This is a genomic window from Brevundimonas lenta, assembly GCF_014196335.1.
GTDB classification, from domain to species: domain Bacteria; phylum Pseudomonadota; class Alphaproteobacteria; order Caulobacterales; family Caulobacteraceae; genus Brevundimonas; species Brevundimonas lenta.
Genome location: NZ_JACIDM010000001.1, coordinates 1,027,103 through 1,052,770, shown reverse-complemented (window position 1 = coordinate 1,052,770; position 25,668 = coordinate 1,027,103). Strand labels below are relative to the sequence as shown.

24 protein-coding genes are annotated in these 25,668 nt (G+C 69.1%); 11 read left to right on the top strand and 13 right to left on the bottom strand.

The window, feature by feature from the left end; genetic code table 11:
• Nucleotides 1–162: 162 nt before the first annotated feature.
• Both uvrB and GGR12_RS05165 read right to left on the bottom strand, forming a co-directional pair.
• The gene (uvrB, locus tag GGR12_RS05170; RefSeq protein ID WP_246328732.1) at nucleotides 163–2,490 is read right to left on the bottom strand and encodes an excinuclease ABC subunit UvrB; all 2,328 of its coding nucleotides are present in this window, start codon (nucleotides 2,488–2,490) and stop codon (nucleotides 163–165) included.
• Between the two features lie 103 nt (nucleotides 2,491–2,593).
• Nucleotides 2,594–3,517, bottom strand: a complete 924-nt coding sequence (locus tag GGR12_RS05165; RefSeq protein WP_183203290.1) for a hypothetical protein — start codon at nucleotides 3,515–3,517, stop codon at nucleotides 2,594–2,596.
• A 179-nt stretch (nucleotides 3,518–3,696) separates the two neighbouring features.
• On the opposite strand from GGR12_RS05165, the gene GGR12_RS05160 reads away from it, so the two are divergent.
• The gene (locus GGR12_RS05160; RefSeq protein ID WP_183203289.1) at nucleotides 3,697–4,476 is read left to right on the top strand and encodes an isocitrate lyase/PEP mutase family protein; all 780 of its coding nucleotides are present in this window, start codon (nucleotides 3,697–3,699) and stop codon (nucleotides 4,474–4,476) included.
• On the opposite strand, the gene GGR12_RS05155 is transcribed toward GGR12_RS05160, so the two are convergent.
• Complete coding sequence (locus GGR12_RS05155; RefSeq protein WP_183203288.1) at nucleotides 4,473–5,516, bottom strand: mechanosensitive ion channel family protein; 1,044 nt, start codon at nucleotides 5,514–5,516, stop codon at nucleotides 4,473–4,475. The genes GGR12_RS05160 and GGR12_RS05155 overlap by 4 nt on opposite strands.
• 91 nt (nucleotides 5,517–5,607) lie before the next feature.
• On the opposite strand from GGR12_RS05155, the gene GGR12_RS05150 reads away from it, so the two are divergent.
• Nucleotides 5,608–6,117, top strand: a complete 510-nt coding sequence (locus GGR12_RS05150; RefSeq protein ID WP_183203287.1) for a methylated-DNA--[protein]-cysteine S-methyltransferase — start codon at nucleotides 5,608–5,610, stop codon at nucleotides 6,115–6,117.
• Nucleotides 6,118–6,129: 12 nt separating this feature from the next.
• On the opposite strand, the gene GGR12_RS05145 is transcribed toward GGR12_RS05150, so the two are convergent.
• Nucleotides 6,130–7,629, bottom strand: a complete 1,500-nt coding sequence (locus GGR12_RS05145; RefSeq protein WP_183203286.1) for a tetratricopeptide repeat protein — start codon at nucleotides 7,627–7,629, stop codon at nucleotides 6,130–6,132.
• A gap of 108 nt (nucleotides 7,630–7,737) precedes the next feature.
• Here GGR12_RS05145 and GGR12_RS05140 point away from each other — a divergent pair, with 108 nt between their 5' ends.
• Nucleotides 7,738–8,562, top strand: coding sequence for a sulfite exporter TauE/SafE family protein (locus tag GGR12_RS05140; RefSeq protein ID WP_183203285.1), 825 nt, complete (start codon nucleotides 7,738–7,740; stop codon nucleotides 8,560–8,562).
• 133 nt (nucleotides 8,563–8,695) lie between these two features.
• Here the strand turns inward: GGR12_RS05140 and GGR12_RS05135 are convergent, their stop codons facing one another.
• Nucleotides 8,696–9,202, bottom strand: coding sequence for a TIGR02281 family clan AA aspartic protease (locus GGR12_RS05135; RefSeq protein WP_246328731.1), 507 nt, complete (start codon nucleotides 9,200–9,202; stop codon nucleotides 8,696–8,698).
• Between the two features lie 120 nt (nucleotides 9,203–9,322).
• Entirely contained in the window at nucleotides 9,323–9,550 is a 228-nt protein-coding gene (locus GGR12_RS05130) for a DUF1289 domain-containing protein (RefSeq protein ID WP_183203284.1), read from the bottom strand.
• A gap of 154 nt (nucleotides 9,551–9,704) precedes the next feature.
• Between GGR12_RS05130 and GGR12_RS05125 the strand changes: the two genes are divergently transcribed.
• From GGR12_RS05125 to GGR12_RS05115, 3 genes are all read left to right on the top strand, one after another.
• On the top strand, nucleotides 9,705–9,863 hold the full coding sequence (locus tag GGR12_RS05125) for a hypothetical protein (RefSeq protein WP_183203283.1): 159 nt from the start codon (nucleotides 9,705–9,707) through the stop codon (nucleotides 9,861–9,863).
• Nucleotides 9,864–10,087: 224 nt separating this feature from the next.
• A complete protein-coding gene (locus GGR12_RS05120) occupies nucleotides 10,088–10,543 on the top strand; it encodes a hypothetical protein (protein WP_183203282.1) in 456 nt (151 codons plus the stop codon).
• Between the two features lie 43 nt (nucleotides 10,544–10,586).
• Entirely contained in the window at nucleotides 10,587–11,384 is a 798-nt protein-coding gene (locus GGR12_RS05115; RefSeq protein WP_183203281.1) for a crotonase/enoyl-CoA hydratase family protein, read from the top strand.
• On the opposite strand, the gene GGR12_RS05110 is transcribed toward GGR12_RS05115, so the two are convergent.
• On the bottom strand, nucleotides 11,324–12,523 hold the full coding sequence (locus tag GGR12_RS05110) for an MFS transporter (protein WP_183203280.1): 1,200 nt from the start codon (nucleotides 12,521–12,523) through the stop codon (nucleotides 11,324–11,326). The genes GGR12_RS05115 and GGR12_RS05110 overlap by 61 nt on opposite strands.
• Before the next feature lie 53 nt (nucleotides 12,524–12,576).
• Between GGR12_RS05110 and GGR12_RS05105 the strand changes: the two genes are divergently transcribed.
• Nucleotides 12,577–13,458 (top strand): LysR substrate-binding domain-containing protein, encoded by an 882-nt coding sequence (locus GGR12_RS05105; RefSeq protein WP_246328730.1) that lies wholly within the window; start codon nucleotides 12,577–12,579, stop codon nucleotides 13,456–13,458.
• Nucleotides 13,459–13,477: 19 nt separating this feature from the next.
• On the opposite strand, the gene GGR12_RS05100 is transcribed toward GGR12_RS05105, so the two are convergent.
• From GGR12_RS05100 to GGR12_RS05090, 3 genes are read right to left on the bottom strand one after another with little or no spacing between them, the layout of a single operon-like run.
• Nucleotides 13,478–14,497, bottom strand: coding sequence for an HlyD family secretion protein (locus GGR12_RS05100; protein WP_183203279.1), 1,020 nt, complete (start codon nucleotides 14,495–14,497; stop codon nucleotides 13,478–13,480).
• 26 nt (nucleotides 14,498–14,523) lie between these two features.
• Nucleotides 14,524–15,279, bottom strand: coding sequence for an ABC transporter ATP-binding protein (locus GGR12_RS05095; RefSeq protein WP_183203278.1), 756 nt, complete (start codon nucleotides 15,277–15,279; stop codon nucleotides 14,524–14,526).
• Entirely contained in the window at nucleotides 15,276–16,448 is a 1,173-nt protein-coding gene (locus tag GGR12_RS05090) for an ABC transporter permease (RefSeq protein WP_183203277.1), read from the bottom strand. The genes GGR12_RS05095 and GGR12_RS05090 overlap by 4 nt, the downstream gene beginning before the upstream one ends.
• Nucleotides 16,449–16,609: 161 nt before the next feature.
• Between GGR12_RS05090 and GGR12_RS05085 the strand changes: the two genes are divergently transcribed.
• The 3 genes from GGR12_RS05085 (at nucleotide 16,610) to GGR12_RS05075 (ending at nucleotide 21,272) form a co-directional block, all read left to right on the top strand.
• Nucleotides 16,610–18,679 (top strand): S46 family peptidase, encoded by a 2,070-nt coding sequence (locus GGR12_RS05085; RefSeq protein ID WP_183203276.1) that lies wholly within the window; start codon nucleotides 16,610–16,612, stop codon nucleotides 18,677–18,679.
• 113 nt (nucleotides 18,680–18,792) lie between these two features.
• Nucleotides 18,793–20,868, top strand: a complete 2,076-nt coding sequence (locus tag GGR12_RS05080) for a S46 family peptidase (protein WP_183203275.1) — start codon at nucleotides 18,793–18,795, stop codon at nucleotides 20,866–20,868.
• A 179-nt stretch (nucleotides 20,869–21,047) separates the two neighbouring features.
• A complete protein-coding gene (locus GGR12_RS05075; RefSeq protein ID WP_183203274.1) occupies nucleotides 21,048–21,272 on the top strand; it encodes a hypothetical protein in 225 nt (74 codons plus the stop codon).
• A gap of 19 nt (nucleotides 21,273–21,291) precedes the next feature.
• Here the strand turns inward: GGR12_RS05075 and pgsA are convergent, their stop codons facing one another.
• The gene (pgsA, locus tag GGR12_RS05070) at nucleotides 21,292–21,927 is read right to left on the bottom strand and encodes a CDP-diacylglycerol--glycerol-3-phosphate 3-phosphatidyltransferase (protein ID WP_183203273.1); all 636 of its coding nucleotides are present in this window, start codon (nucleotides 21,925–21,927) and stop codon (nucleotides 21,292–21,294) included.
• A gap of 63 nt (nucleotides 21,928–21,990) precedes the next feature.
• A complete protein-coding gene (locus GGR12_RS05065; RefSeq protein ID WP_183203272.1) occupies nucleotides 21,991–22,614 on the bottom strand; it encodes a carbonic anhydrase in 624 nt (207 codons plus the stop codon).
• A 167-nt stretch (nucleotides 22,615–22,781) separates the two neighbouring features.
• Here GGR12_RS05065 and GGR12_RS05060 point away from each other — a divergent pair, with 167 nt between their 5' ends.
• Complete coding sequence (locus GGR12_RS05060; protein WP_183203271.1) at nucleotides 22,782–23,573, top strand: OmpA family protein; 792 nt, start codon at nucleotides 22,782–22,784, stop codon at nucleotides 23,571–23,573.
• 28 nt (nucleotides 23,574–23,601) lie between these two features.
• Here GGR12_RS05060 and uvrC read toward each other — a convergent pair whose 3' ends face one another.
• Nucleotides 23,602–25,488 carry an excinuclease ABC subunit UvrC gene (gene uvrC / locus GGR12_RS05055; protein WP_183203776.1) on the bottom strand — a complete coding sequence of 629 codons (1,887 nt, stop codon included), beginning with the start codon at nucleotides 25,486–25,488 and terminating at the stop codon, nucleotides 23,602–23,604.
• Nucleotides 25,489–25,668: the final 180 nt, after the last annotated feature.

The window sequence follows — 25,668 nt, the reverse complement described above, 5'->3', positions numbered from 1 at the left end:
TAAACAGGACGATCTCAAGACGTACGGAGCGCACTGGCTTAACAGTTTGCTCCGCGTTGCCGCCCCGCCCGAAATGGGAAGGTAGAGCGCCCGCATTGCTGCGTCGCGGAACCATCAATCAGACACACTTCAGACACAGAGTCAACTCGACTCCAAATTTTCTTACCGCCCCTTCCTGAACCGCTCATCCGCCGCCGCCTTCGCCGCCGCGCGATCCCGCTTCGGCGCGTCACGGTCGACCGCCTCCCCTTCCGGGGTCATGAGGTCGTTGGCGAACTCCAGGTCCATCAGCTTCATGCGCTTGATCTCGTCGCGCATGCGGGCGGCCTCCTCGAACTCGAGGTTGGCGGCGGCCTCGCGCATGCGGCCTTCCAGGTCCTTGAGGGCGGCCTGGAAGTTGGAGCCGGTGAAGGGTTTGGCCTCGTCCTTCTTGCCGGGGGCGGTGAGCTGGTCGAGGGCGCGGCTCTCGTAGGGGGAGGCCATGATCTCCTTGATGTCGCGCTTGACCGACTCCGGGGTGATGCCGTGGGCGGTGTTGTACTCGACCTGTTTCTCGCGGCGGCGGTTGGTCTCGGCGATGGCGCGCTCCATCGAGCCGGTCATGCGATCGGCGTACAGGATCACCCGGCCGTCGACGTTGCGGGCGGCGCGGCCGATGGTCTGGATCAGCGAGGTTTCGGAGCGCAGGAAGCCCTCCTTGTCGGCGTCGAGGATGGCGACCAGGCCGCACTCGGGGATGTCGAGGCCCTCGCGCAGCAGGTTGATGCCGATCAGGACGTCGAAGGCGCCGAGGCGCAGGTCGCGCAGGATCTCGATGCGTTCCAGCGTGTCGACGTCGGAGTGCATGTAGCGGACGCGGACGCCCTGCTCGTGCATGTATTCGGTCAGGTCCTCGGCCATCTTCTTGGTCAGGGTGGTGACCAGCGAGCGATAGCCCTGGCGGGCGACGGCCTTGACCTCGTCGATGACGTCGTCGACCTGGTTGCGGGTGGCGCCGCTGACCGGGCGGATCTCGACCGGCGGATCGATCAGGCCGGTGGGGCGGATGACCTGTTCGGTGAAGATCCCGCCGGTGCGCTCCATCTCCCATGAGCCGGGGGTGGCCGAGACGAGGACGGTCTGGGGGCGCATGGCGTCCCACTCGTCGAACTTCAGCGGGCGGTTGTCGATGCAGCTGGGCAGGCGGAAGCCGTACTCGGCCAGGGTCGATTTGCGGCGGTAGTCGCCGCGATACATGCCACCGATCTGGCCGACGGTGACGTGGCTCTCGTCGACGAACAGCAGGGCGTTGTCGGGGATGTATTCGAAGAAGGTGGGCGGCGGCTCGCCGGGGGCGCGGCCGGTGAGCCAGCGGCTGTAGTTCTCGATGCCGGCGCAGGAGCCGGTGGCCTCCATCATCTCCAGATCGAAGCGCACGCGCTGTTCGAGGCGCTGGGCCTCCAGCAGCTTGCCGTTCTCGACCATCCAGTCGAGCGTCTCCTTCAGCTCGGCCTTGATGCCGTTGATGGCCTGGTTCAGCGACGGGCGCGGGGTGACGTAGTGGCTGGCGGCGTAGACGGTGACCTCTTCCAGGTCGGCGGTCTTCTTGCCGGTCAGGGGGTCGAACTCCTGGATCGATTCCAGCTCGTCGCCGAACAGTTGGATGCGCCAGGCGCGGTCCTCCATGTGGACCGGGAAGATCTCCAGCACGTCGCCGCGCTTGCGGAACATGCCGCGCTCGAAATTCAGGTCGTTGCGCTTGTACTGCAGGGCGATGAGGTCGGCGCGGAGCTTTGACTCGTCGATCTGGTCGCCGACCTTCAGGGTGAAGGTCATGGCGGTGTAGGTCTCGACCGAGCCGATGCCGTAGATGCAGCTGACCGAGGCGACGACGATGACGTCGTCCCGCTCGAGGATCGCCCGCGTCGCCGAGTGGCGCATGCGGTCGATCTGCTCGTTTATGGACGAGTCTTTTTCGATGTAAGTGTCTGTTCTGGGTACATAAGCTTCCGGTTGATAGTAGTCGTAGTACGAGACGAAATACTCGACCGCATTGTCGGGGAAGAAGCTTTTGAACTCGGAATAGAGCTGGGCCGCGAGGGTCTTGTTGGGGGCCAGGATCAGGGCCGGGCGCTGGGTCTGTTCGATGACCTTGGCCATGGTGAAGGTCTTGCCAGAACCGGTGACGCCCAGCAGGACCTGATCGCGCTCGCCGGCTTCGGCGGTGGCGACGAGCTCGGCGATGGCGGCGGGCTGGTCGCCCGCTGGGGTGTATTTCGTCTCCAGCCGGAACGGGATGCGCTTGCGCGAGTCCGGACGGTCCGGGCGGTGCGGGACCCAGTCGGCGGGGGCGCCGGGGGCCTCTTCCGGCGTCAGGCGCGGGCCGGTGACCGGGGCGAACATCGGCATGCCCCTGCCCTTGCCCGCCGGCTCACGAACGAAGGGAGCGTGGGCCTCCGACATGCCGGGGGTATGCACCGGCTTGCCGGGCTTCGAGGGGGAACGGGCCATGACCGCAATCTAGGGGTGACGGGCCGTATTCGCCAGTGAAGGCGAGGGTCCGGATGGCGGCTGCTGACAGCAGGTGGCGGCAGCCGCCTCCGGGTGTGGTCCCTTAGTAGCGGCGACGGACGCCGGCGCGGGTCTCCAGCTCGCCGATGCGGCGATCCAGATAGGAACGGTCGTCGCTGGACGGGCTGGAGCGGCTGTAGGCGGCTTCCAGACGGGCCAGGTCGCCGGCCTCGACGCGGATCTGGGCGGCCTCGGTGCGGGAGACGGAGCCGCGGGCCAAAGCCGACTCGATGTCGGCCAGGCGGGTGCGGTTGTCGACATAGCCGCCGCCGGAGCCTGCGCCGTCGCCGACACGGGCGTCGAGGGCGTCGAGGCGGGCATCGAGGTCGTCACGCTCCTGCGAGGTCAGGCGACCGTCGCGCAGGTAGTTGGTCTCGACGCGGATGAGGTCCTGGTAGTCGGACTTGAGGCGGTTGGCCTCGGTGCGGGTGATACGGCGGCCGCGGAGAGAGGCGTCCACGCGGCTGTTGAACTCGGTGCGGCCGTCTGAGACCGAGGTGCGGCCCTCGGAGTAGTCCGAGCCGCCGGCTTCGACGCGCTGCGAGAACTCGCGGTACTGGGCGGCGAGGTCGTTGCGCTCGGTCGTGGTGACGCGGCCGTCGGCGGTGTAGCGGGCTTCCAGGCGGACGAGGTCGTCGAACTCGCCGCGCAGGCGGTTGCCCTCGCTGCTGGACAGGACGCCCGAGCGGACGTCGGCGTCGATGCGGCTTTCGAACTGGGTGCGCTGGGCGGCCAGCGGGCGACGGCCGCGGCTCCATTCGCTCTCCAGCGAGGTCGAGACGCCGTAGCGGTCGCCGAACAGGGCGCCGAGGATCGCGCCGATGGGATCCTGCTGCGGATACGACTGCTGTTGCTGGGTCGTGGTCGACTGGGTGGAGTTGTAGGGGACTTGCGCCGCCGCCAGCGGGGCGATGGAGAGGGCCAGGGCGCCGCTGGCGACGGCGGTGAGCATTCGGGTGCGGGTCATTGCAGGATGTCCGTCTGTTGCAGGAGGCCGGAAGAACGGCGCTCGACGGTTAAGGTTGCGGATGACGCCGGGCCACAGGATGCTGACAGCCGCTGTCAGCAGGGCGCCGTCGATGTCCGGAAACCGCCAGCGGGACGGTTGGGCCGTGCCTACATGACCCCGACACAGGGAGATCCGAGATGACCGCTTTCCACGACCTGCACCGCTCCGGCCTGCTGATCCTGCCGAACGCCTGGGACGGCGCGAGCGCGGCGCTGATGCGCTCGCTGGGGGCGAAGGCGATCGCCACGACGAGCGCGGGCTGCGCGTGGTCGCTGGGCTGGCCGGACGGGGACGTGCTGCCCACCGAACGGGCGGTGCAGATGTGCGCCGACGTGGTGCGGGCGGCGCAAGGCGTGCCGGTCAGCGTGGACTTCGAGGGCGGCTATTCCGACGACCCGGCCGAGGTGGCGGCGACGGCGCAACAGCTGGTCGAGGCGGGCGCCCAGGGGATCAATATCGAGGACGGCGGCGGGTCGCCGGAGCTGCTGGCGGCCAAGATCGCGGCGATCCGCGCTGCGGTCGGCGGCGCCCTGTTCATCAACGCCCGCTGCGACGTGTGGCTGAGGGGCGTGGGCGAGGCGGAGACGCGGGTGGCCGAGGCGCTGCGACGCGGGGCGATCTATCAGGCGGCGGGCGCGGACGGCCTGTTCACGCCGGGGCTGACGGACGCGGCCGGGATCGCCGAACTGACGGGCGGTACGGACATGCCGGTGAACCTGCTGGCCTACCCCGGCCTGCCGGGCGCCGCGGAGCTGGAACGGCTGGGCGTGCGGCGGCTGAGCGCCGGGTCGGGGTTGGCGAGCGCGGCCTATGGGCGGACGGCGGCGCTGGCGAAGGACTTCCTGCAGGACGGCGCCTCGGAGCCGATGGGCGACGGCGCGCTGTCGTGGGGCGAGATGAATGCGCTGATGCCCTAGTCCGGCGGCGGGGCTGGAGGAGCGCCGCCCGGCGGGACCTCCGGGCGGCTGGAGTGCGCCTCCGCCTGGACCACTTCGGGGTCCGGGGGCGACATGACGTCCTCGGCGGCGTCATTGACGGCCGGCGCACGGCGGACCTTGCGGGGGGGGGGCTCGGGCTCCTGCTCGACCCCGAGCGCGGCCAGAGCCGCGTCGCCTCGCTGGAGCCGCACGTCGATCTGCGGCGACGGGAGACGGACGCCGGCGCCCTCGAGCGCGTCGACGATGGTCCACATGTAGGCGGCGTGCATCGAGGCGGGGCGTTTGACCGCCTCCTTCGTCGGCCAGACCACCAGCTCGAAATCGACGCTCTGTTCGTCGTAGCCGATCAGCCAGACCTGGCTGCGGCGCGCCTCCGTCTCCGGCAGGGTGAAGGGGCTGGCCTTGACCGCCTTCAGGACCACATCGCGAACCAACGTCCGTTGCGCCCCCGGCTCGACGCGGAAGGGTATGTGAATGCGCCGCGTGTCGCCGCGGAGCGTGGTGTTGATCAGCGGACGCTCGATCAGGTGCGAGTTGGGGATCAGGATGTTGATGTTGTCGTTGGTGCGCAGCCGCGTGGCGCGGGGTCCGATCTCGACGATGATTCCGCGCTCGCCGTTCTCGACCTCGACATAGTCGCCGACCGACACGGTGGGGTCGAAGATCAGGAACAGGCCGGAGACGAACTCCTTGACCACACCCTGCAGACCCAGGCCGACTCCGAGACCGAGAGCGCCGGCGAAAACGCTGAACGATGACAGGTCGAGCCCGGCGGTGGAAAGGCCGGCGATAAGGCCGATGATGACCAGGCCGTAGGTGCTCACCTTCTCCAGCACATAGACCGACGAGGTGTCGTGCAGACCGCGGTGGCGGATGCGCTTGAACACCCGTCCGATCAGGGTGGAGAGGACGCAGGCGACGACGAAGACGACCACGCCAGTCGCGACGCCGCCAATGGTGATGACGTCCTCGCCGATGCGGATGAGTTCTCCCCGATCGAGATCCCCGGGCGCCACCATCGAGGGAGAGCGCGCGCCAGCGGGAGCGGTTCCCCACCCGGAACGTCCGAAAACCGCGAGCAGGCCGCGTCGGCGGGTCTAGAATGGCTTCATGATTCTGATCCGCTCCGCCCTGCCCTCGCCTGTCGGCCCGCTGGAACTGGCGTGCGACGAGGACGGCCGGCTGCGCGGCGTGTCGTTCGGCGACGGCCTGGAGCGGGCGATGCGGCGCGAATATCCCGGCGCAGAGCTGAGGGCCGGTGAGACGCCGGAAGCGGTGCGCGCGGGCCTTGAGGCCTATTTCGCCGGCGATCCGTCCGCATTGGCGCGCATCCCGTGGTCGCTGGACGGCGCGACGGCCGACGGCGGCTTCCAGGCGCGTGTCTGGCGGGTGCTGGCGGAGATCCCGGCGGGCGTGACCATCAGCTACGGCGAGATGGCGAAGCGGGCCGGCGAACCGGGCGCGGCGCAGGCGGCGGGGGTGGCCCTGAACCGCAATCCGATCCCGGTGGTCCTCGCCTGCCACCGGGTGGTCGGCGCCGACGGCGCCATGGTCGGCTTCGGCGGCGGGCTGGAACGGAAGACCTGGCTGCTACGCCACGAAGGCGCGCTGCTGATCTAGAACTGCGACGCCCTAGTAGGGCCCCACGATGGTCGGGAGGGTGAAGCTGCGGGCGACGCTGTCATGGGCGGCGACGACTTCGGGACGGACCTTCACGCGGTCATAGACGGCCGAAATCGCGAGCTCGTACGGGGTCTGATGGCCGATGTCCTGGTAGATGTGCATCCAGGAGACCGCCTGTTTGCGGTGCAGTGGGTCGGCGAGAACCTCGATGATCGCGGCGGCCATGGCGTCCTCGTCACCGATGCAGGCGAGCGCGTCGTAGTAGTCGGACGGTCCGTCACGCCAGTTTTCGCCCAGCTGGGCGACGCCCGCGCGAGCGGCGGCCGTGTCGCCCAGGGCCTGGGAGATGCAGGCCTGGACGTGGGTCACGCGCCGCGCGCCGTATTTGCCGAGGTCGCGATCCTTCAGCGTGTCGACGACGCGTTGGGCCTCGGCGGCCTTGTCGTTGCGGAGGTAGGACCAGGCCAGGCTGATCGTCTGGTTGAAGTTCGGGCCGCCGTATTCCGGCCGTTCGGCGGCGAGACGCTCCTGGGCCAGCCCCTCGTCGATGCGGCCGAGGGCCAGCAGCGAGCGGGCGCGGCCGTCAACGATCCAGTTCAGGTCGACGGCCTCGTCGATGTCCTCTTCCGCTGGAGCGGGCGCGGCCATGGCGGCGTCGGCGACGGCGACGGCCTCCTCATACCGGCCGAGGGCGTAGAGCGACTGCATGTAGGCGTTGCGCCGGGCCATGGTGGCGTCGGGGCCGGAGGCGGCCTTGCGCTCGGCGGCGAGCTGGGCGCCGATCATGGCGTTGAAGTCGGGCTCGACGCCGGCGGGACGCAGGGCGTCGTAGCGGCGCATGGCGAACAGCTGCACGCGGGCGTCGAAGTCGGTGACGCGGGCGTAGAGCGGACGCGCCTCCTCCAGACGGTCGCGGTCGATGAAGTCGTCGATCAGTTGCAGCCAGACCCAGGAGGCGTGCTCGAACTTCCAGTCGGCGCGAAACAGGGCGAGGCGGAGATCGAAGCCGACATCCTTGTCGAGCGCCGGATGGATGGCGAACTGGGCGCGGTAATCGAGGGTCAGGGCCTCGCGCGCGTCGGGGAAGCGGCGGGCGACGGTCGCCATGGTGCGGGCCGCGTCGTCGTACTGCTCGGCCGCGCCGTAGCCGTCCAGGAGCATGAGCCACTGTTCGGCCGTGGCGTCGGGCTTGGCCGCGACCTCGGCGAGATACGGGAGGGCGGCGGTGGACCGGCCCAGCTGCAGGTTCAGGACGCCGATCAGGTACTGGAGGTCGGTCTTCTCGGTCTCGGAGAAGGACTCGAAGCCGGGGTCGGCCGTCATGGCCTTGGCGAGGGCGAGGGCCTCGTCGAACCGCTCCTGCTCAAGGGCGCGGGACAGCTTCTGGCCGAGCGTCACCCAGGTCGGCGTCACGCCGGAATGCTGGGCGGCGACGGGCGTCGGCGCGGGCGTGGACGACGGGTCGGCCGAAAGCGCGGCCAGACCGATGAGAGCAAGCGAAACGTACATGGAACTGTATCCCCCGGCCGCGACCATAGGATGTGGGACGGAGGGGCGACAAGGGGCCGGAACTGCCTGCCTCTCCCCCTGCGGCGGCGGAATGGCTAAGGCAGGGGGATGACCGCCCTGCCCCTGAACGAATTGCTGATGCTGCTGGGCGCGCTGATCGCCGCAGGGCTGGCCGGAGGGCTGGTGGCCGGGCTGTTCGGCGTGGGTGGCGGCACGGTGATCGTGCCGGCGCTGTTCTATGCGTTCGAAGTGCTGGGCGTCGGCGGCGAGGGCAATCTGCACACCGCCATCGGCACCTCCCTGCTGACCATCGTGGCGACCAGCTGGCGCTCGCTGAAGGCGCACCGGTCGCACGGCGCGGTCGACGAGGTGGTGCTGAAGACCTGGACGCCGTGGGTGGGGTTCGGCGGGCTGGTCGGGGCCGCCGTCGCGGGGCTGACGTCGATGGAGGGGCTGGCGATCGTCTACGGCGTCTGTCTGGCGGCGATCGGGCTGCAGCTGGGGCTGATGCCGGAGCGGTTCGTGCTGCGGCAGGACATGCCGACGGGCTGGGGGCGGCGGGTGACCGGGACGGTGATCGGCGGGCTGTCGGCGATGATGGGCATCGGCGGCGGCAGCTTCGGCGGGCTGACGATGACCCTGTGCGGGCGGCCGATCCATCAGGCGGTGGCCACGGCCTCGGGCTTCGGCGTGGCGATCGGGGCGGCGGCGGCGCTGGGCTTCGTGGCGTTCGGCTGGGACGCGGCGGGACGGCCGCCGTTCTCGGTCGGCTACGTCAATGTGCCGGCGGCGATCGTGATGGGCGTGCTGACGACCGCGGTGGCGCCATGGGGCGCGAAGCTGGCGCACAGCCTGAACCGCAGACTGCTGCGCAAGGCGTTCGCCGTCTATCTGGTGGCGACGGCGCTGTCGGTGGTGGTGAAGGCGTTGTGAGTGGCTAGTGGCTAGTGGCTAGTGATTAGTGATTGCTGGCCCTTGTACCGGCATCCCGTCGGCGGCCGACGTTTGCGACGCCAACCACTAGCCACTAGCCACTAGCCACTAGCCACTAGCCACTAATCACTTCTCACGGCCGCAGCGTGAGAGCGGCCGGCGTCGCGGTGAAGGCCGACAGGCGCCCGAGGTAGCTCATGCCCAGCAGCGAGTGGGGCAGGCCTTCTTCGACGACGAGGGCCTGGACTTTTTCGACGCGGGCGCCGGCGACGGCGACGGCGGCCAGTTCGACCGGGGCGGCGCGGACCGGGCCCGAGGCGGTGACCACGGTGGCGGAGAAGTCGTCGGCCTTGAGAGTCATGCCGAGGCGGGCGGCGTCGTCGCGGGTCAGGGCCACGACGCTGGCGCCGGTGTCGACCATGACGCGGACGGCGCGGCCGTCGATCATGGCCTCGGCCCAGTAGTGGCCGTCGGCGGCCTTCAGGACCTGGGCCGGAGACGCCGCGGCGGCGTGAACGGCGGGGACTTCGGCGGCCTGGGCTTCGCCGCGCAGGCCGGCCTGATCCATCCACCACAGGACAGTCAGCGACGATGCGACGGCGGCGGCCATCACGACGACGGATGAGAGATCGACACGCATGGGGCGTACTCGCACGGACAGGGACGCGGCTCTGCGTCCCCTCTCTTTTTCCACAGGGCGGTTGGGATGCGGTGAAGGGAGATGGTTGGCGGAGTCTGAACAGGCTGCGCCGTGGGGACGCTAAACGGGGCCCAGTTTCGCGGGGTCGATGCGGCTGCGGCGGGACGGGAGTTCGGCCATGATGGCGGCGCGCTGATCGTCGCTGAGGCCGCTCCAGCCGCCGATCTCCTGCAGCGAGCGATAGCAGCCCAGGCACAGGCCGGTGGGGCCGTCGACGATGCAGACCTTCACGCACGGGGTGGCGATGGCGCGGGGTGGTTGTGGCGGTGGAGTTACAGTCGATGACATATGCGCGAAATATGGTCCGGTATCGGAGTAAAAACTATTGCGTTCGGGAGCGGGCGTTCGTACCTTCACCATGACGCGAAACGACTATGACGGTGAGATCCCCGATCAGCACGACGTGTCTCTTTTCATCGTTCAACGAAAGGAGACATCACAGATGAACGACAAGGACAGAAACCTGCAACACGCCATGATGAGCTTTGCGCTCTGGGGCGGGATGCTTGTGAACACGAAGAACACCAACGGAGCCGGCGATAGGGTGGTCAGTCACCCGTCGAACTTCGTACCGATCAGGATCGACAAGGCGCGCCGGTAGGGCGAGACCGTCGATCCAGTGGCAGAGCCCCGGACCCGCAAGGGCCGGGGCTTTGTCGTTTCTGGAGTGCGCTAACGCTCGCGACGCGGTCGCTCGCTGCATGAGCGCAGATTTGGGGCGCCAACGCTCGCGACGCGGTCGCTCGCTGCATGAGCGCGTCAGGTCCGGTGGGCTTGCGCGGCGCCGGTCCTTGCGCTGGATAGGGCGCATATCCGGGGGATGACATGATCGAAGTGATGTTGGCCGTGGTGGTTCTGGCCGCTTCGGGCGGGACGCAGGAGTTGCCGGCGCCGGTCGCGACCCTGCCCCCGCCGCCGGACGCCGGTATCTGTCGGCCCGATCCCTCCAGCGCTACGCGTCCGGTCGATCTGGCGTGGCGCTTTATGGAAACCCCGGCTGACGCGCATATGACCGCGTCCAACCGGCAGGCGGCGATGGCGGCCCTGCTGAAACCCGACGCCAGGCTGTTCAACGGCCACGACAATATCGTCCTGTCGAGCGAGGCCTTCCTGGCGCTCGTCGGCGTCAGCGGGCCCGGATCTCCGCCACAGGGGGCTGTGGTTTCGACCTCCGGCGGCACTGTGATGATCGTCTCGATGCTCGGAGGCGGACGGGAAATGGTGACCGTGGTGCGGACCGAAGGCGGCTGCATCGCCACGGTAGCGACGTTCTACGACTGACCACGCGCTTGAGCGTGGGCGCGGGTTGCGGCACTGGTCCCGCATGACCCTGATCCACAAACACCGCCATGGACCTGTCGAGCTCTGGACGCTTGAGCGGGCGGACCGGTTGAACGCCCTGCCCGATCCGGAGGACGGCGAGGCGTTTGCGGCGGCGTGCGAGGCCGTGAATGCGGACCGGTCGGTGCGCTGCGTGGTGCTGACGGGGGCCGGGCGGGCGTTTTCGGCCGGCGGCGATCTGAAGGCGATGCGCGAGCGGCGGGACCTGTTCCACGGCACGGGCGCCGATATCCGCGACAGCTATCGCCGCGTGGTGCACCGGATCGTGCGCTCGCTGTACGGGCTGGAGGTGCCGCTGGTGGCGGCGGTGAACGGGCCGGCGATGGGGCTGGGCTGCGATATCGCCGGGCTGGCCGACATCCGCATCGCCTCGGAAGCGGCGAGCTTCGGCGTGCCGTTCCTGAAGCTGGGCATCCTGCCGGGCGACGGCGGAGCGTGGCTGATGCCGCGCAACGTCGGCTATGCGCGGGCGGCCGAGATGCTGTTCACGGCGCGGACACTGGACGCGCAGACGGCGCTGGAATGGGGCCTGATCAACCGGGTGGTCCCGGCCGGGCAGTTGATGGACGAGGCGCTGAAGACGGCGGCGGAGATCGCCGCCCAGGCCCCGCACGCGCTGCGGATGACCAAGGCGCTGCTGCGTCAGGGCCGCGACGCGACCTTCGACCAGATCCTGGAAATGACGGCGTCGATGCAGGCGCTGGCGCACCTGACCGACGATCACGCCGAGGGCGTGTCGGCGGTGCTGGAGAAGCGGCCGGCGGACTTCACCGGGCGCTGAGCGGGCTGCAGGCCGAGGGTGAAGGCGAACATCGCCAGGCACACCAGGCTGGTGAGCGTCATGGCGACCGCGGGCGAGACGCCGAGCGCGAGCGCATAGACCGCCGGCGCGGCGGCCTGGACATAGCGGGCCGGCGTCAGGATCATCGATTGCCGGACCGCATAGCGATCGGGCCCGAAGACGTGGAGCGGGAGAACGCCGGAGGCGACGGACATCAGGCCGTTGCCCGCCCCCTGCCCGACCGCGACGGCCGCCGCCAGGCGTGGCCCGCCCAGTCCGGCGACCAGCGCCCCCAGCGGGTGGAACAGGGTCGCCAGCCGGGCCGTGGCGACGGGATGCGAGCGGTGCAGGAAGACCAGGTCGATGACGCGGGCGGCGACGGCGCTGGCCGCCATCAGGCCGGCCGCCCAGGCGGCCTGTTCCGCGCCGAGGCCGAGGTCGCCCAGCAGACGCGGCAGGTGGGCGCCCAGGGCCGTGGCGACCGCCCAGGCCCCGGCGAAATAAGCCGCCATGCGGATCATCCGCCCGTCCCACGCCACCTTCGCGACGGGCGCGTCCGCCGCGGCCGGGGCGGCCCGCCGGCGCGGCAGGACGGCTATAGCGAGGGGCAGGCAGAGCAGCAGGTGGGCCAGCGCCCAGACCAGGCAGGCCATGCGCCAGTCGCCCTGCTGGATAATCCAGCGGCTGACAGGCCAGCCCAGACCGCCGCCGAGGGCGCCCAGCAGGGAGACGGCGGTGATGGGGCGGCGCGCGGCGGCGCCGTGCAGTTCGACCAGGGCCGCGAAGGCGGTGCCGTACAGGCCCGTCGCCATGCCGACGCCCAGGCCCGCGATGCCGAGGTACAGAACCCAGGGACCGGGCGCGGCGGCCATGACGACGAGGGCGGCGGCGAAGAGGCCGTTGGAGACCATCAGCACGGCCCGCGCGCCGAACCGCTCGATCATACGCCCCGTCGGCGGCGTCATCACCGCCGAGATCAGCAAGGCGGCCGACAGCGCCATGAAGACGGCGGCAGGCGGGACGCCGAAGCTGAGGGCCATGGGGTCCGCCAGCACGCCCAGAAGGTAGTAGCTGGAGGCGAAGGCCACGATCTGACCCAGACCGAGGACGGCGACGATGGAGATGTTGCGCAGGGACATGCCGCGCCATGCGGCGATTGCCGCGCGCCGGAAAGCGACTTATCGAACACGGCATGTTCGATATTCTCACACCCCGTGAGTCCCTGCCGTCGCTGAACGGCTTGCGCGCCTTCGAGGCGATGGGGCGGACAGGCAGCGCGACCCAGGCCGGCGCCGAACTGGGCGTGACCCACAGCGCGGTCAGCCGGCAGGTGAAGGCGCTGGAGGCGGCGTTAGGGGTGCGGCTGTTCGAAGGACCCCGGCATCGTCTGCGGCTGACCGACAAGGGCCGCGAGCTTCTGGCCGGGCTGACGGCCGGTTTCGACGCCCTGGCCGTGGCCGTGCGGACGGTGCGCGACCGGGAGGAGCTGCACCTGGCGGTGCATCCCAGCCTGGCGGTCAAATGGCTGATCCCGCGACTGGCGGATTTCGAGGCGCGGCACCCGGGGATCGCCCTGCATCTGAGCGAACTGGCGCCTGAAGCCACACGGCAGCGCGGCGCCGACCTGCTGCTGCGTTACGTGGACGCCGGGGCGCTGGCCGACCCGATGATCGAAAGCCTGGATGCCAACCGGATCGGTCTGGTGTGCACCCCGGCGCTGGCCGCGGGCGACCTGTCCGGCGCGGCGCGTCTGACCGCCGGAACGCGCCAGGGCGCCTGGGCCGACTGGACGACGGCGTCGGGGCAAGCGATCCCGAAGGGACCGACACGGACCCTGACGCATCTGCATTTCGTGCTGGACGCGGCGCTGGCCGGGCTGGGCGTGGCGGTGTTGCCGCGCGCCATCGTCGCGGACGACCTGGCCGCCGGACGACTGGCCGCGCCCTACGGGTTCGTGCCGGACGGCGGCGCGCTGGCGGTCATCCGGATGAACAGCGAGACGGTTCGCAGCGAGAAGATCCTGATCCGCTGGCTGCGGGATCAGGCGAGGGAGACAGGCTCCGGTTCAGACTGAACCGGAGCCGTCTTTGTCATCAGCTGGCGGCGCGGGCCGGGGCGCGCATGGCGCGGTCGGCGGGGACGCCGGCGGCGGTGGCGCGGGCGGCGCCGGCGGTCTGGCCGGGCTTCATGAACTTGACCAGCACGCGCTGGCCGATCAGCAGCGGCGCGTCACCGGCGGTGACGACGACTTCCACGACGCGCTCGTCCGAACGCTGCGAGGGATCGTCCGAGGCCAGCTTGCGGGCGCCGAAGACGGCGGCGCGACGCAGGACGGCGCCGACGTAGACCTTGGACGGGTCGCCCTCGGGGGTGATCTCGACCGACTGACCGACAGCGACGTTGGGGATGTCGGACTCGACGATTTCGGCGCGGGCGATGCGCGGAGCGTCCGGCTCGAGGTCGAACATGTTGGACACGTTCAGGGTCGAGGCGCCGGCGCCCGGGTTGGCGTAGCGGCGCACGATGCGGCCGTTGGCCGGGGCGCGGATGACGGTCAGTTCGACGTTGTATTCAGCCTCGGACATGCGGGCGCGGGCGGTCTGCACGGCGGCCTGCTGGGCGCCGAGGCGGGCTTCGGCCATCGAGATCTGGTCGCGCGCCTGGTCCATGCGGGCGGCGGCGACATAGTTGCTTTCGACCAGGCGCTGGAGACGGGCGTGCTCGCGGCGGGCGGTGGTGATGTCGACCTGAATCTGACGCAGCTGGCTTTCGGCCTGGGCGACCTCGGCGCGGGCGCGCTGCAGGGCCAGACGGGGCTCGTCGTCTTCTTGGCGGGCGAGGATCTGGCCGGCGACGACGCGGTCGCCTTCCTGCACCAGAACCTCACGGACCACGCCGCCGCGGCGGGCCGCGATCTGGATGATGCCGCCCTCGATGTCGACCTTGCCGTTGGCGATGGCGGCGTAGGGGCTTTCGACCTTCGCGCTCGCGGCCTTCTTCTCTTCCTCGGCCTTCTTCTTCTCGTTGCCTTGCATGACGGAGAAGCCGACCCCGAGGACGACAATCAGGGCGATGCCTGCCCAGAGCCACTTGTTCTTGAAGATGCGGAGCATGTCGTTGCTGGTCCCGGGAAAGGCGTTCAGTGCGACGCCAGAGTGGCGTCAGGGTTGGGGATGCGGCGCTGGTCGTCGATGATGACGCCATCCTCGATGTGGATGACCCGGTCGGCCCAGGCTTCAAGGCGCGGGTCGTGGGTCACGCAGATGACGGCGGCGCCGTGTTCGGTGGCGGCGCGGCGCAGCAGGCGGATGACGACCTGACCGTTCTCGCCGTCGAGGGCGGAGGTCGGTTCGTCGGCGAACAGGATTTGCGGGTTCTTGGCCAGGGCGCGGGCGATGGCGACGCGCTGCTTTTCACCACCGGACAGGGCCGAGGGCTTCTGATGCAGGCGGTGGCCGAGGCCGACCTCTTCCAGCGTGATCTGGGCTTGACGGCGGGCGTCGGCCTTGGACAGGCCCTGGAATTTCAGCACCACCTCGACCTGCTGGATCGCCGACAGCGCCGGGAACAGGTTGAAGCCCTGGAAGATGAAGCCGCAGTGATCGAGGCGGAATTTGTCGATCCGGCTGCCCGACAGCTTCCACAGGTCGTCGACGTCGAGGGTGTCGACGCGGCCTTCCTCCGGACGCAGCAGGCCCGAGAGCGCGGCGATCAGCGTCGACTTGCCCGAGCCGGACGGGCCCATGACCATGGTCAGGTCGCCGTGGCGGGCGTCGAAGTCGACGTTCTTGAGAACCTCGACGAAGCTCTTGCCCGACTTGAAGCGCTTCACGAGACCCTTGGCCTCGATGGCGAAGTCGCCGTGTTTTCCGTGAACCCTGGTGTGGCCGGTCATCGCAGCAGGTCCGCGGGTTGGCTGTTCTTGAGGATGCCGAGCGACAGCAGGCCGGACAGCATGGCGATGACGATCAGGCCGCCGCCGACGATGATCAGAAGGATCAGCGGCAGGGCGATGATCACCGCGCCCATCAGGGCCAGCGCCTGCAGCAACAGTGTGAGCAGGATGGCGGCGATCACGCCGACGCAGCCGACCCAGAAGCTGAGCTCCATGACGATCCACTGCAGCGAGCCCATGCCGACGCCGAGGGCCCGCAGCGAGGCGAACTCCTTGATGTTGGCCATGATGGCGCCGCGCAGGGTCTGCCAGGTGATGGCCACGCCGATGATGGTGCCCAGCACCACGCAGCCGCCGATGATGATGACGAGGATGCCTTCCTCGAACATGGCGCCGGCGTTGGCGTCGGCCAGCTCCTGACGGGTCCATGCCTTCCACTGGCCGTCGCCCTGCTCATTGAGTTCGGCGGCGACGCGTTCGGCCTGGCTCGGATCGTTCAGCTTGACCATCAGGGGGCCGACGCGCGGACCGGTGTCGGCCTGGCCGACCATGCGCAGGGTGTCGCGCGACATGATGATCGTCGCCTGCATCATGTTCGGATAGCCGCGGGTGATGCCGACGACGGTGACGGTCTGGCCGTTGTAGAGGGCCCGGTCGCCCAGTTTGACGCCCAGCTTGCGGGTCGCGGTCTCGTCGATGGCGACCGTGTAGGGCTGGCGCAGGGCGTCGACCAGTTCCTGGGAATAGTCGGTCGGGATCGTCACCGCGCCGGGCGTGGTGTCGATGATGCTGGTCTGCACGAACTCCTGACGCGGCGCCCCCATCTTGGCGCGGTCCGCCTGGGACATGGTCGGGTCGACGTTCTTGACCGACTGGAAGGAGCCGCCGGCGCCGTCCAGCGGCTGGACCTCGACCACGGCGGGGTTGCGATAGGCCAGCGGGATAAATCGACGCGGCACGCCCGAGGGGCCGCCGATCAGGCTTTTAGCCCCCGGTTGCATGATGATGATGTCGGCGCTGGAGCGCTCGATCGTGGCGGTGAAGCCCTTGCCGATGCCGATGAACACGCCGGTCATGGCCAGCACGAGCAGGCCTGACAGGGCGAGCGCCATCACGGCGGCCATATAGCGGCGCCACTCATAGAGCAGCGTGGAGAGTGCAAGCGACATCGAAACGGACGGGCCCCTGACGTTCCCGGGTTATCTGAAGGACCATGGAACACCGGCCAAGTTAAATCGGGGTAAGGGGATCGGTGGACGCCGATTATTCATCCAGCTAATCCAGGCTCCACCGTTCCGGCCGGAGAACCGGCCGCCTGAGAGGAAACAGAATGCGCCTACGCTCGCTTCGCGCCGCCGTTACGGCGACCGCCTCAATCGCCGCTGTCTTCGGCGCCCTGGTCATGACGGCCGCGCCGACGGCGGCGAAGGCCGACGAGGGCATGTGGACCTTCGACAATTTCCCGATCCAGACGGTGAACCAGAAGTACGGCACGCATATCGACCAGGCGTGGCTGGACCGCGTTCGCAACGCCTCGGTGCGCATCCAGGGCTGCTCGGCCTCGTTCGTGTCGCCGGAAGGCCTGATCCTGACGAACTGGCACTGCGTCGTGGGCTGCGCCCAGGAGCTGTCGACCCCCGACCAGGACTTCGTGAAGAACGGCTTCACGGCCGCGACCCGCGAGGAAGAGCGTCGCTGCCCGGGCCAGACGGCCGAGGTGCTGACCGAGATCGTGGACGTGACCGACCGCGTGCTGGCGGCCGGCGAAGGCCTTGAGGGCGCCGCCTTCAACGCGGCCCGCACCGCCGAGATCAACAAGATCCAGACCGAAGCCTGCGCCGGCGATCCGAAGTTCAACTGCCAGGTGATCAGCTTCTACCGCGGCGGCCGCTACTCGCTGTACAAGTTCCGCAAGTTCGACGACGTGCGGCTGGTGTTCGCCCCCGAGAACCAGGCGGCCTTCTTCGGTGGGGACCCGGACAACTTCAACTTCCCGCGCTACGCCCTGGATGCCGGCTTCCTGCGCGCCTACGAGGACGGCAAGCCGGTCGAGTCGCCGAACTTCCTGAAGTGGAACCCGAACGCTCCGGCGGAAGGCGACGTGACCTTCGTGTCGGGCAACCCGGGCACCACCCAGCGCCTGCTGACGATGAGCCAGCTGGAGCGCCTGCGCGACCAGCAGCTGCCGGTCACCCTGATCCAGAACTCGGAACTGCGCGGTCGTCTGCTCGAGTACTCGCTGACCGGCGACGAGGCCAAGCGCGTGTCGTTCGACCCGGTGTTCGGCCTGGAGAACAGCTTCAAGGTCTATTACGGCCAGCAGGGCGCCCTGACCGATCCGGCCTTCATGGCCCGCAAGCGTGAGGAAGAGAACGAGCTGCGCGCCCGCGTGGCCGCCGATCCGGCGCTGGTGCAGAAGATCGGCGATCCGTGGGCCGACCTGGAGCGCGTGCAGGCGACGGCCCGCGACCTGTACCTGCCCTACCGCCAGCTGGAGCAATCGGCCGGCGGCGGCTCGCAGCTGTACGCCTACGCCCGCGCCATCGTGCGTGCGTCGAAGAACACGGCGATGACCGATGCGCAGCGCGCCCAGCTGACGACGGCGCTGACCACCGAGACGCCGATCTATGCGGACATGGAAGAGATCCGCATGCGCTACTGGCTGTCGAAGACGCGGGAGTACCTGACGGTCGACAATCCGGAAGTGAAGGCGATGCTGGGCCGCGAAAGCCCGGAGGCCCTGGCCGACCGTCTGATCACCGGCACCAAGCTGGCCGATCCGGCGTTCCGCGCCCAGGCGCTGACGATGACCACGGCGCAACTGGCCGAGGCCGATCCGCTGCTGGCCTTCGTGATCGCCAATGACGACGCCGCCAAGGCGATCGGCGACCGCTGGGCCGCCGCCGTCAACGCCCCGACCGCCCGTGCGGCCGAAAAGGTCGCCCAGGCCCGCTTCGCGGTCTACGGCACCAACCTGTACCCGGACGCCACCTTCAGCCTGCGCCTGTCGTACGGCCAGGTCGGCGGCTGGACCTACCGCGGCGTGACCGTGCCGGCCTTCACCTACATGGGCGGCCTGTACGAGCGGGCCACGGGCTCGGAGCCGTTCAACCTGGCCCAGGCCTTCGCCGACAACGAAAGCCGCGTGAACAAGGACGTGGTCTACGACTTCTCGTCGACCAACGACATCATCGGCGGCAACTCGGGCTCGCCCGTGATCAACGCCCAGGGTGAAGTCATCGGCGCCGCGTTCGACGGCAACATCCACTCGCTGGGCGGCTCGTTCGGTTACGACGGCGAGCTGAACCGGACGGTGACGGTGTCGACTGCGGCGATCACGGAAGCGCTGCGCAACGTCTATCCGAACCCGCGCATCCTCGAGGAGCTGGGGGTCAAGTAAGCCCCCTGCGAGGTTGAAGAGATGAAGGGCCGTCCGGACTTGCCGGGCGGCCCTTTCGTCATCCATGGTCCGCCGCAAAATCGGGGCGCGTCGCGCCTGCCCGGAGTTCAGATATGCGTCACCTCACGCCCGCCCTCGCCGCCGCCCTGCTGACCCTCGCCGCGGGCTCCGCCGCGAAGGCCGAGGAAGGGATGTGGACGTACGACAACTTCCCCATCGCGCGGGCCAACCAGACGCTGGGCACGAACATCGACCAGGCCTGGCTGGACAAGGTGCGGCTGAGCTCGGTGAAGTTCGGCGGCTGCTCGGCGGGCCTGGTGTCCGGCGAAGGCCTGGTGATGACCAACAACCACTGCGTCGCCACCTGCGTAGCCAATCTGTCGACGCAGGAAGTCAATTTCGCCGAGACCGGCTTCACCCCGCGGACGCGCGAGGAAGAACGCAAATGCCCGGGCGGGACGGCCGAGATCCTGACCGACATCACCGACGTGACCGAGCGGATGCATGCGGCCGGCGCCGGTCTGGAAGGCCAGGCCTTCACCCGCGCCCGTGACGCCGAGGCGGGCCGGATCGAGCAGGAAGCCTGCGGCGACGACGCGGCGAAGCGCTGCCAGGTGGTGAGCCTGTACCGCGGCGGGCAATTCAAGCTGTACACCTACAAGAAATACTCGGACGTGCGCCTGGCCTTCGCGCCGGAGGACCGGGCGGCGACGTTCGGCGGCGACCTGGACAATTTCAGCTTCCCCCGCTTCGCCATCGATGCAGCCTTCATCCGCCTGTACGAGAACGGCGCGCCGGCCGTGACGCCGACCCACTTCGTGTGGAACGCCGACAAGCCGGTCGAGGGGACGCCGGTGTTCGTGACGGGCAGCCCGGGCGCGACGCAGCGGCTGCTGACGCAGGACCAGCTGATGGCCGTCCGGGACGTGGTCCTGCCGCTGGACCAGCTGATCGCCTCGGAGCTGCGCGGGCGGCTGATCCGCTACTCCGAAGAGGGCGAGCGCCAGGCGTTCGAGGCGATGGACCCGATCGTGGGCCTGGAGAACACCTACAAGCGCGGCCTGGGTCGGATGCGGGCGCTGACCGATCCGCAGTTCCTGGCCATGAAGGCCGAGCAGGAGCGTGATTTCCGCAGCCGCGCGGAAGCCGGCGCGGGTTCGAACAATCCGTGGACGACGCTGTCGGGCGTGCAGCCGACGCTGCGCGAACTCTATCCCGCCATGGCCCTGCTGGAAGGCGGCACGGGCGTCGGCACGACGCCGGTGGCGGGCGGGTCGCAGCTGTTCCTGTGGGCGCGGGCGCTGGTGCGCGGGGCGCAGGAGCGGGCGAAGCCGTCGGCCGAGCGCCTGCCGGAGTTCGCCGACAGCCGTCTGTCGGCGCTGCAGGCCGGCCTGTTCGCCGAGCGGCCGGTCTATCCGGAGCTGGAACAGGTCCGGATGGAATGGTGGCTGTCCAAGACGCGCGAGTGGCTGACGGTCGATCATCCGGCAGTGCGCGGCCTGCTGGGCAAGGAGTCGCCCGAGCAGCTGTCGGCGCGCCTGATCGAGGGCACGACCCTGGCCGATCCGGCCGTGCGCCGGGCGCTGTGGGAGGGCGGTCTGGCGGCTGTCGAGGCCTCGAACGATCCGCTGATCCAGTACCTGTTGTCGATCCAGGACGAGACCCGCGCCATCCGCTCGGAATGGGAGGCGAAGGTGCAGGCCCCGACCGACAGGGCGTCGGAACGCCTCGCCGCACTGCGCTTCCAGACTTATGGCGACAGCGTCTATCCGGACGCGACGGGCACGCTGCGCCTGACCTACGGCCTGATCGAGGGTTCGGACGTGCCGGGGCAGCGCTGGGGTCCGTTCACGACCTTCGGCGGGCTGTATGACCGCGCCACGGGCGCCGCGCCGTTCGACGTGGCCCCGAAGCTGCTGGCCGCAAAGGACCGGATCGATCTGGATACGGTGATGAACATGACGGTGTCGTCGGACACCATCGGCGGGTCGTCGGGGTCGCCAGTGGTCAATGCGCAGGGCGAGATCCTGGGGGCGAATTTCGACTCCACCGTCCTGACCCAGCGCAACGCCTACGGCTACGACCGCAATGTGAACCGGTCGGTGATCGTGACCACGGGCGCGGTGACGACGGCGCTGCGGGACGTCTACGGCATGGACGGTCTCGTCGCGGAACTGGGCGTTCGCTGACGATAAAATCGGGGGCGGCGACGGGAGACCGGGCCGCCCCTGTTCACATTTTGCGGACTTTCCCGCCATGCGGGTGAAACGACGGGACGCCGCCTTTACAGCGTCGCCGATGCGTCAGAACCTCGCCCCGCGAAGCGCACCGACACAAAAATCCGGGCGCTGTCGGGGAAAATTTATCGATGGCTTACGATGCCGAACCGGGGGGTGATCCCCGCGGGCCCTGGTGCCCGAAATGTCGCCTGCCCGTGAAGAAGGGCGACCCGTCCACGAAGATGCATTTCGACCACGACCCGGACGGCTCGAAGGGCCTGTCCGGCCTGTGGCACGGCGAGTGCGCGCGCCCCTACTGGGACACGATCACGCCGGCGCTGGAGAAGCTGAAGAAGTGGAGCGGCGGCTTCTGACCGACGCCCCGGAGCCAGCCTAGAGCTGGCTCATCTTCTGCTGGGCCTTCGAGAAATACTGCCAGCCGGTCCACAGGGTGACGATGGCGGCGACCCAGATCAGGACGTAGGCGAAGGTCTGGAAGTGCGGCTGCCATTCCAGCGGCAGGCCGAAGCCGTCCCACAGCAGGGCGATCTGCAGGGCGCCCAGCGCGATCATCTGCAGCACCGTCTTCCACTTGGCCAGCAGGGTGACCGGCAGTTTGACCTTGCCGGCCACGGTCTCGCGCAGGGCCGAGACGGCGAACTCGCGGAAAAGGATCAGGCCGCAGGGGATGGCGATCTGCGGCAAGGCGCCCCAGGCCAGCACGCCGAGGATGGCGCCGGTGATCAGAACCTTGTCGGCGATGGGGTCGAGGATGGCGCCCCAGCGCGTCGTGGCGTGCCAGCGACGGGCGAGGAAGCCGTCGACCCAGTCGGTCGAGGCGGCGACGACGAAGATGATGAAGGCCGTGCGGCCGAAGCGGAACTGGTCGTCCGGGCTGAGATATTCCGACAGCAGCGGGATGCCCTGCGGCGCGGCGCCGGCCAGGATCAGGAACATCACCACCCCGGCGACGAGGCGCAGGCCCGTCAGGATGTTGGGGATGGGGTTGGCGTGAGGCGTCGGGGTCATCGCGGTCTTCCGTGAACTGGCGAACGGTTTGCCACGCTTCGCCGTGGGTGGCGAGGCGTGCCGTCAGCCGAGCGGTTCGAACCGCCCGGGCCCTGACAACGCGCGAAGCACGCCGTCGGCAATGCCGAAATGCAGACCGGTGAGGGTCAGCTCGCCCGCGGCCTCGCGCTCGGCGATCCACGGGAAGGTGCGCAGGTTCCGCAGCGACAGGCGCACCACGGCCTCCTCGGCGGCCTGTTCGGCCTCCTCCGGCGCGGCCTCCTCGCAGACGTGGCGTACGATGGGAGCGGCCTGCTCGACCCAGGGGGCGACGAAGTCCTGGCAATTGTCGGGCGCGCCGTTGCGCATGGCGCTGACGCCGCCGCAGTGGGCGTGGCCCATGACCACGATGCGCGAGACGTTCAGCACCTTGACCCCGAACTCCAGCGCCGCGGAGACGCCGTGCAGATGGCCGTCGGGCTGGTAGGGCGGCACCAGGTTGGCGACGTTGCGGACCACGAACAGCTGGCCGGGCGCGGCGTCGAAGATCAGGGCGGGATCGGCGCGGCTGTCGGAACAGGCGACGATCAGCGTGTGCGGCTTCTGGCCGGCGGCGAGGGCCTCGTATTCCGCCTTCGCCTCGGCCCAATGGCCCTCACGGAAGCGGCGGTAGCCGGAAAGAAGCGCGTCTGCGGATTCGTCTGACATGGCGTCCGTATAGGCAATCCTTCCCCTCCGGGGGAAGGGGGACGGCTGGACCGAACATGGGTCCCCGAAGTCGCTACCCTCAGGGCTGGACCCGATACCGGCCAGTGCGGCGCAGCAGTAGTCGAGCGTCGAGGCCGAGCGTCCTGGCCTCGGCAGAGGACAAGACAATGAAGAGGCTCCTTGCTGCAATCGCGATGCTGATGATGGTTCTGACGACCTCATTGGCGGCCGGGGGGGACGCGCAGGCCCAGGCGGGCAAGTTGAACGGCACGATCACGTCGAACGACGGGACGACCATCATCGTCAGGACGGGCGAGGGAGACATGCCCGTACTTCTCACCCCCTCAACAGCGATCCGCGGCACCTCGGGCATGCTGGGCATCCGGGGAGAGGACCACCCACCCAGCGACCTGATCCCCGGCCTGATCGTGGAAGTGACCATCGTCCCGGGCTCCGACCGCCTGACGGCCGGAGAAGTCACCTTCAAGAACGACGACCTGAGAACCGCCCGGCAGATCTCGGCCGGCCTAGTCGGCACCGATGCGCGGGTCGCTGAAAACACGGAACGCATCGATAATTTCGGCCAGCTTGTCTCGGCCGGGCGGACGCAGGTCTACTTTGATGTCGGGAGCGCCGTTCTGTCCAATCAGGGCAAGGCCGACCTGGACGCGATCGCGGCCCAGGCGAAGGGTCTGAATACGGCCTTCAGGCTCGCCGTCGTCGGACGGGCCGACCCCACCGGCAATGCTGCAGCCAATCAGCGACTGAGCGAGCGCCGTGCTGCGGCGGTGACGGACTACCTGATGCACTATGCCGGCATCACGCCCGACAAATTCATTCCGACGGCTGCGCTGGGCTCTGCACCGGTGGCCCAGGACCCCAACCCTCCGCAGAACAATGCGGAAGCCCGGCGGGTGACCGTGACCATCGCGGTCAGCGCGTCCGCCCGGCCTCAGTAAGCGCGGTTTCCCCTCCCCCTCGCGTCCACTAGCGCGGGGGGTGGAAGAAGCCGTGGATGCGCTCGGCGAGGGCCTGGTTGATGCCGTCGATTTTCACCAGGTCCACGACCGAGGCGCGACCGACGCCCTTGGCCGAGCCGAAGGCGTGCAGCAGGGCCTTCTTGCGTCCGGGACCGACGCCCTCGATCTCGTCGAGCGGGTTCTTCTTGATGTCCATCGAGCGGCGCTTGGCGTGCGCCCCGTTGGCGAAGCGGTGCGCCTCGTCGCGCAGGCGCTGGATGTAGTAGAGGGCCGGCGACTTGAGCGGCATCATGAAGGGCGGCTTGCCCGGCATGAAGAAATGCTCCTTGCCGGCGTCTCGGTCGGGGCCCTTGGCGACGCCGACGGCGAGGATGTCGTCGAGACCCAGATCGGCCAGCACGGCCTGGACCTCGGCCAGCTGACCGGCGCCGCCGTCGATGAGCAGCAGGTCGGGCCGTTCGACCTCCTCGCCCTCGTCCTCGTCCTTGACCAGGCGGCTGAAGCGGCGGCGCATGACCTCGCGCATCATGCCGTAGTCGTCGCCGGGCGTGAGGTCTTCGCCGCGGATGTTGAACTTGCGGTACTGGTTCTTGCGGAAACCCTCCGGTCCCGCGACGACCATGCCGCCGACGGCGTTGGAGCCGGAGATGTGGGCGTTGTCGTAGATCTCGATCCGTTCGGGCCGCGCCTCCAAGCCGAAGGCCTCGCAGACCTCGTCGAGGATTTTCCCCTGGGCGGAGCTCTCGGCCATCTTGCGGCCCAGCGCCTCGCGGGCGTTGGTCAGGGCGTGGTCGACGAGGGCCGCCTTGTCGCCGCGGCGGGGCAATTCGATCGAAACCACGCGTCGGCCGTCAACCGTGCGGGCCTTCATCGAGAAGGCCTCTTCCAGCAGCTCCAGCTCGTGCGGGCGGACGTTGGACAGGATCAGGCGCGGGACCGGCTTGTCCTCGTAGAACTGGCCGAGGAAGGCGGCGAGGATTTCGGGATCGGTGTCGGTGCGGTCGACGCGCGGGAAGTAGGCGCGGCCGCCCCAGTTCTGGCCGCCGCGATAAAAGAAGACCTGGACGCAAGCCTGGCCGCCCTCGCTGAACAGGGCGAAGACGTCGGCCTCCGGCACGCCCTCGGCGCTGACGGAGTTCTCCATCGAGATGGCCGACAGGGCGCGGATGCGGTCGCGAACGCGGGCGGCCTGTTCGAAATCCATGTCGTCGGAGGCGGCCTGCATCTCCTTAGACAGGCGGCCGATGACGGCGCGGGATTTGCCGCGCAGGAACTGTTCGGCCTCGGTGACCAGCTCGCCGTAGTCCTCCAGCGAGATCAGGCCGGTGCAGGGGGCCGAGCAGCGCTTGATCTGGTGCAGCATGCAGGGCCGGGTGCGGGTCTCGTAGACGCTGTCCGAGCACGAGCGGAGCAGGAAGGCCTTCTGCAGGGTGGTCAGCGTGCGGTTGACCGCCCAGGTCGAGGCGAAGGGACCGAAATAGTCGCCCTCGACGGTGTGGGCGCCGCGATGCTTGCGCACCTGGGGCGCGCGGTGGTCGCGGCGGATCATCAGCTCGGCGAACGACTTGTCGTCGCGCAGGACGACGTTGAAGCGCGGCTTGAGCTTCTTGATGAAGTTGGATTCGAGCAGCAGGGCCTCGGTCTCGGAGGCCGTTACGACCAGCTCCATCGAGCGGGTCAGCGAGACCATGAGGCCGATGCGCTGGGTGTGGAAACGGCCCTGGGCGTATTGGAGGATGCGCTTCTTGATGGAGCGCGCCTTGCCGACATAGAGGCAGGTCCCGTCCTCGCCGTACATGCGATAGACACCCGGCTTGTCAGGCGCGCGCCGGGCCTCGTCGCGGATCAGGTCGGCGGCCTTCAGCGAATCAGGGGCGAGCGTCTCCTCGGTCATCGGGGGCAATATAGGGGTCCGGGCCGTAACGCGAAGCGGCAACAGCCAGAGACGCCCCCTCCACCACCCTTCGGGTGGTCCCCCTCCCCATCTGCGATGGAGAGGTGATCAGGGCGCGGCCTCACCTCCCCATTCCATGGGGAGGTGGCTCGACGGCGAAGCCGGCGAGACGGAGGGGGC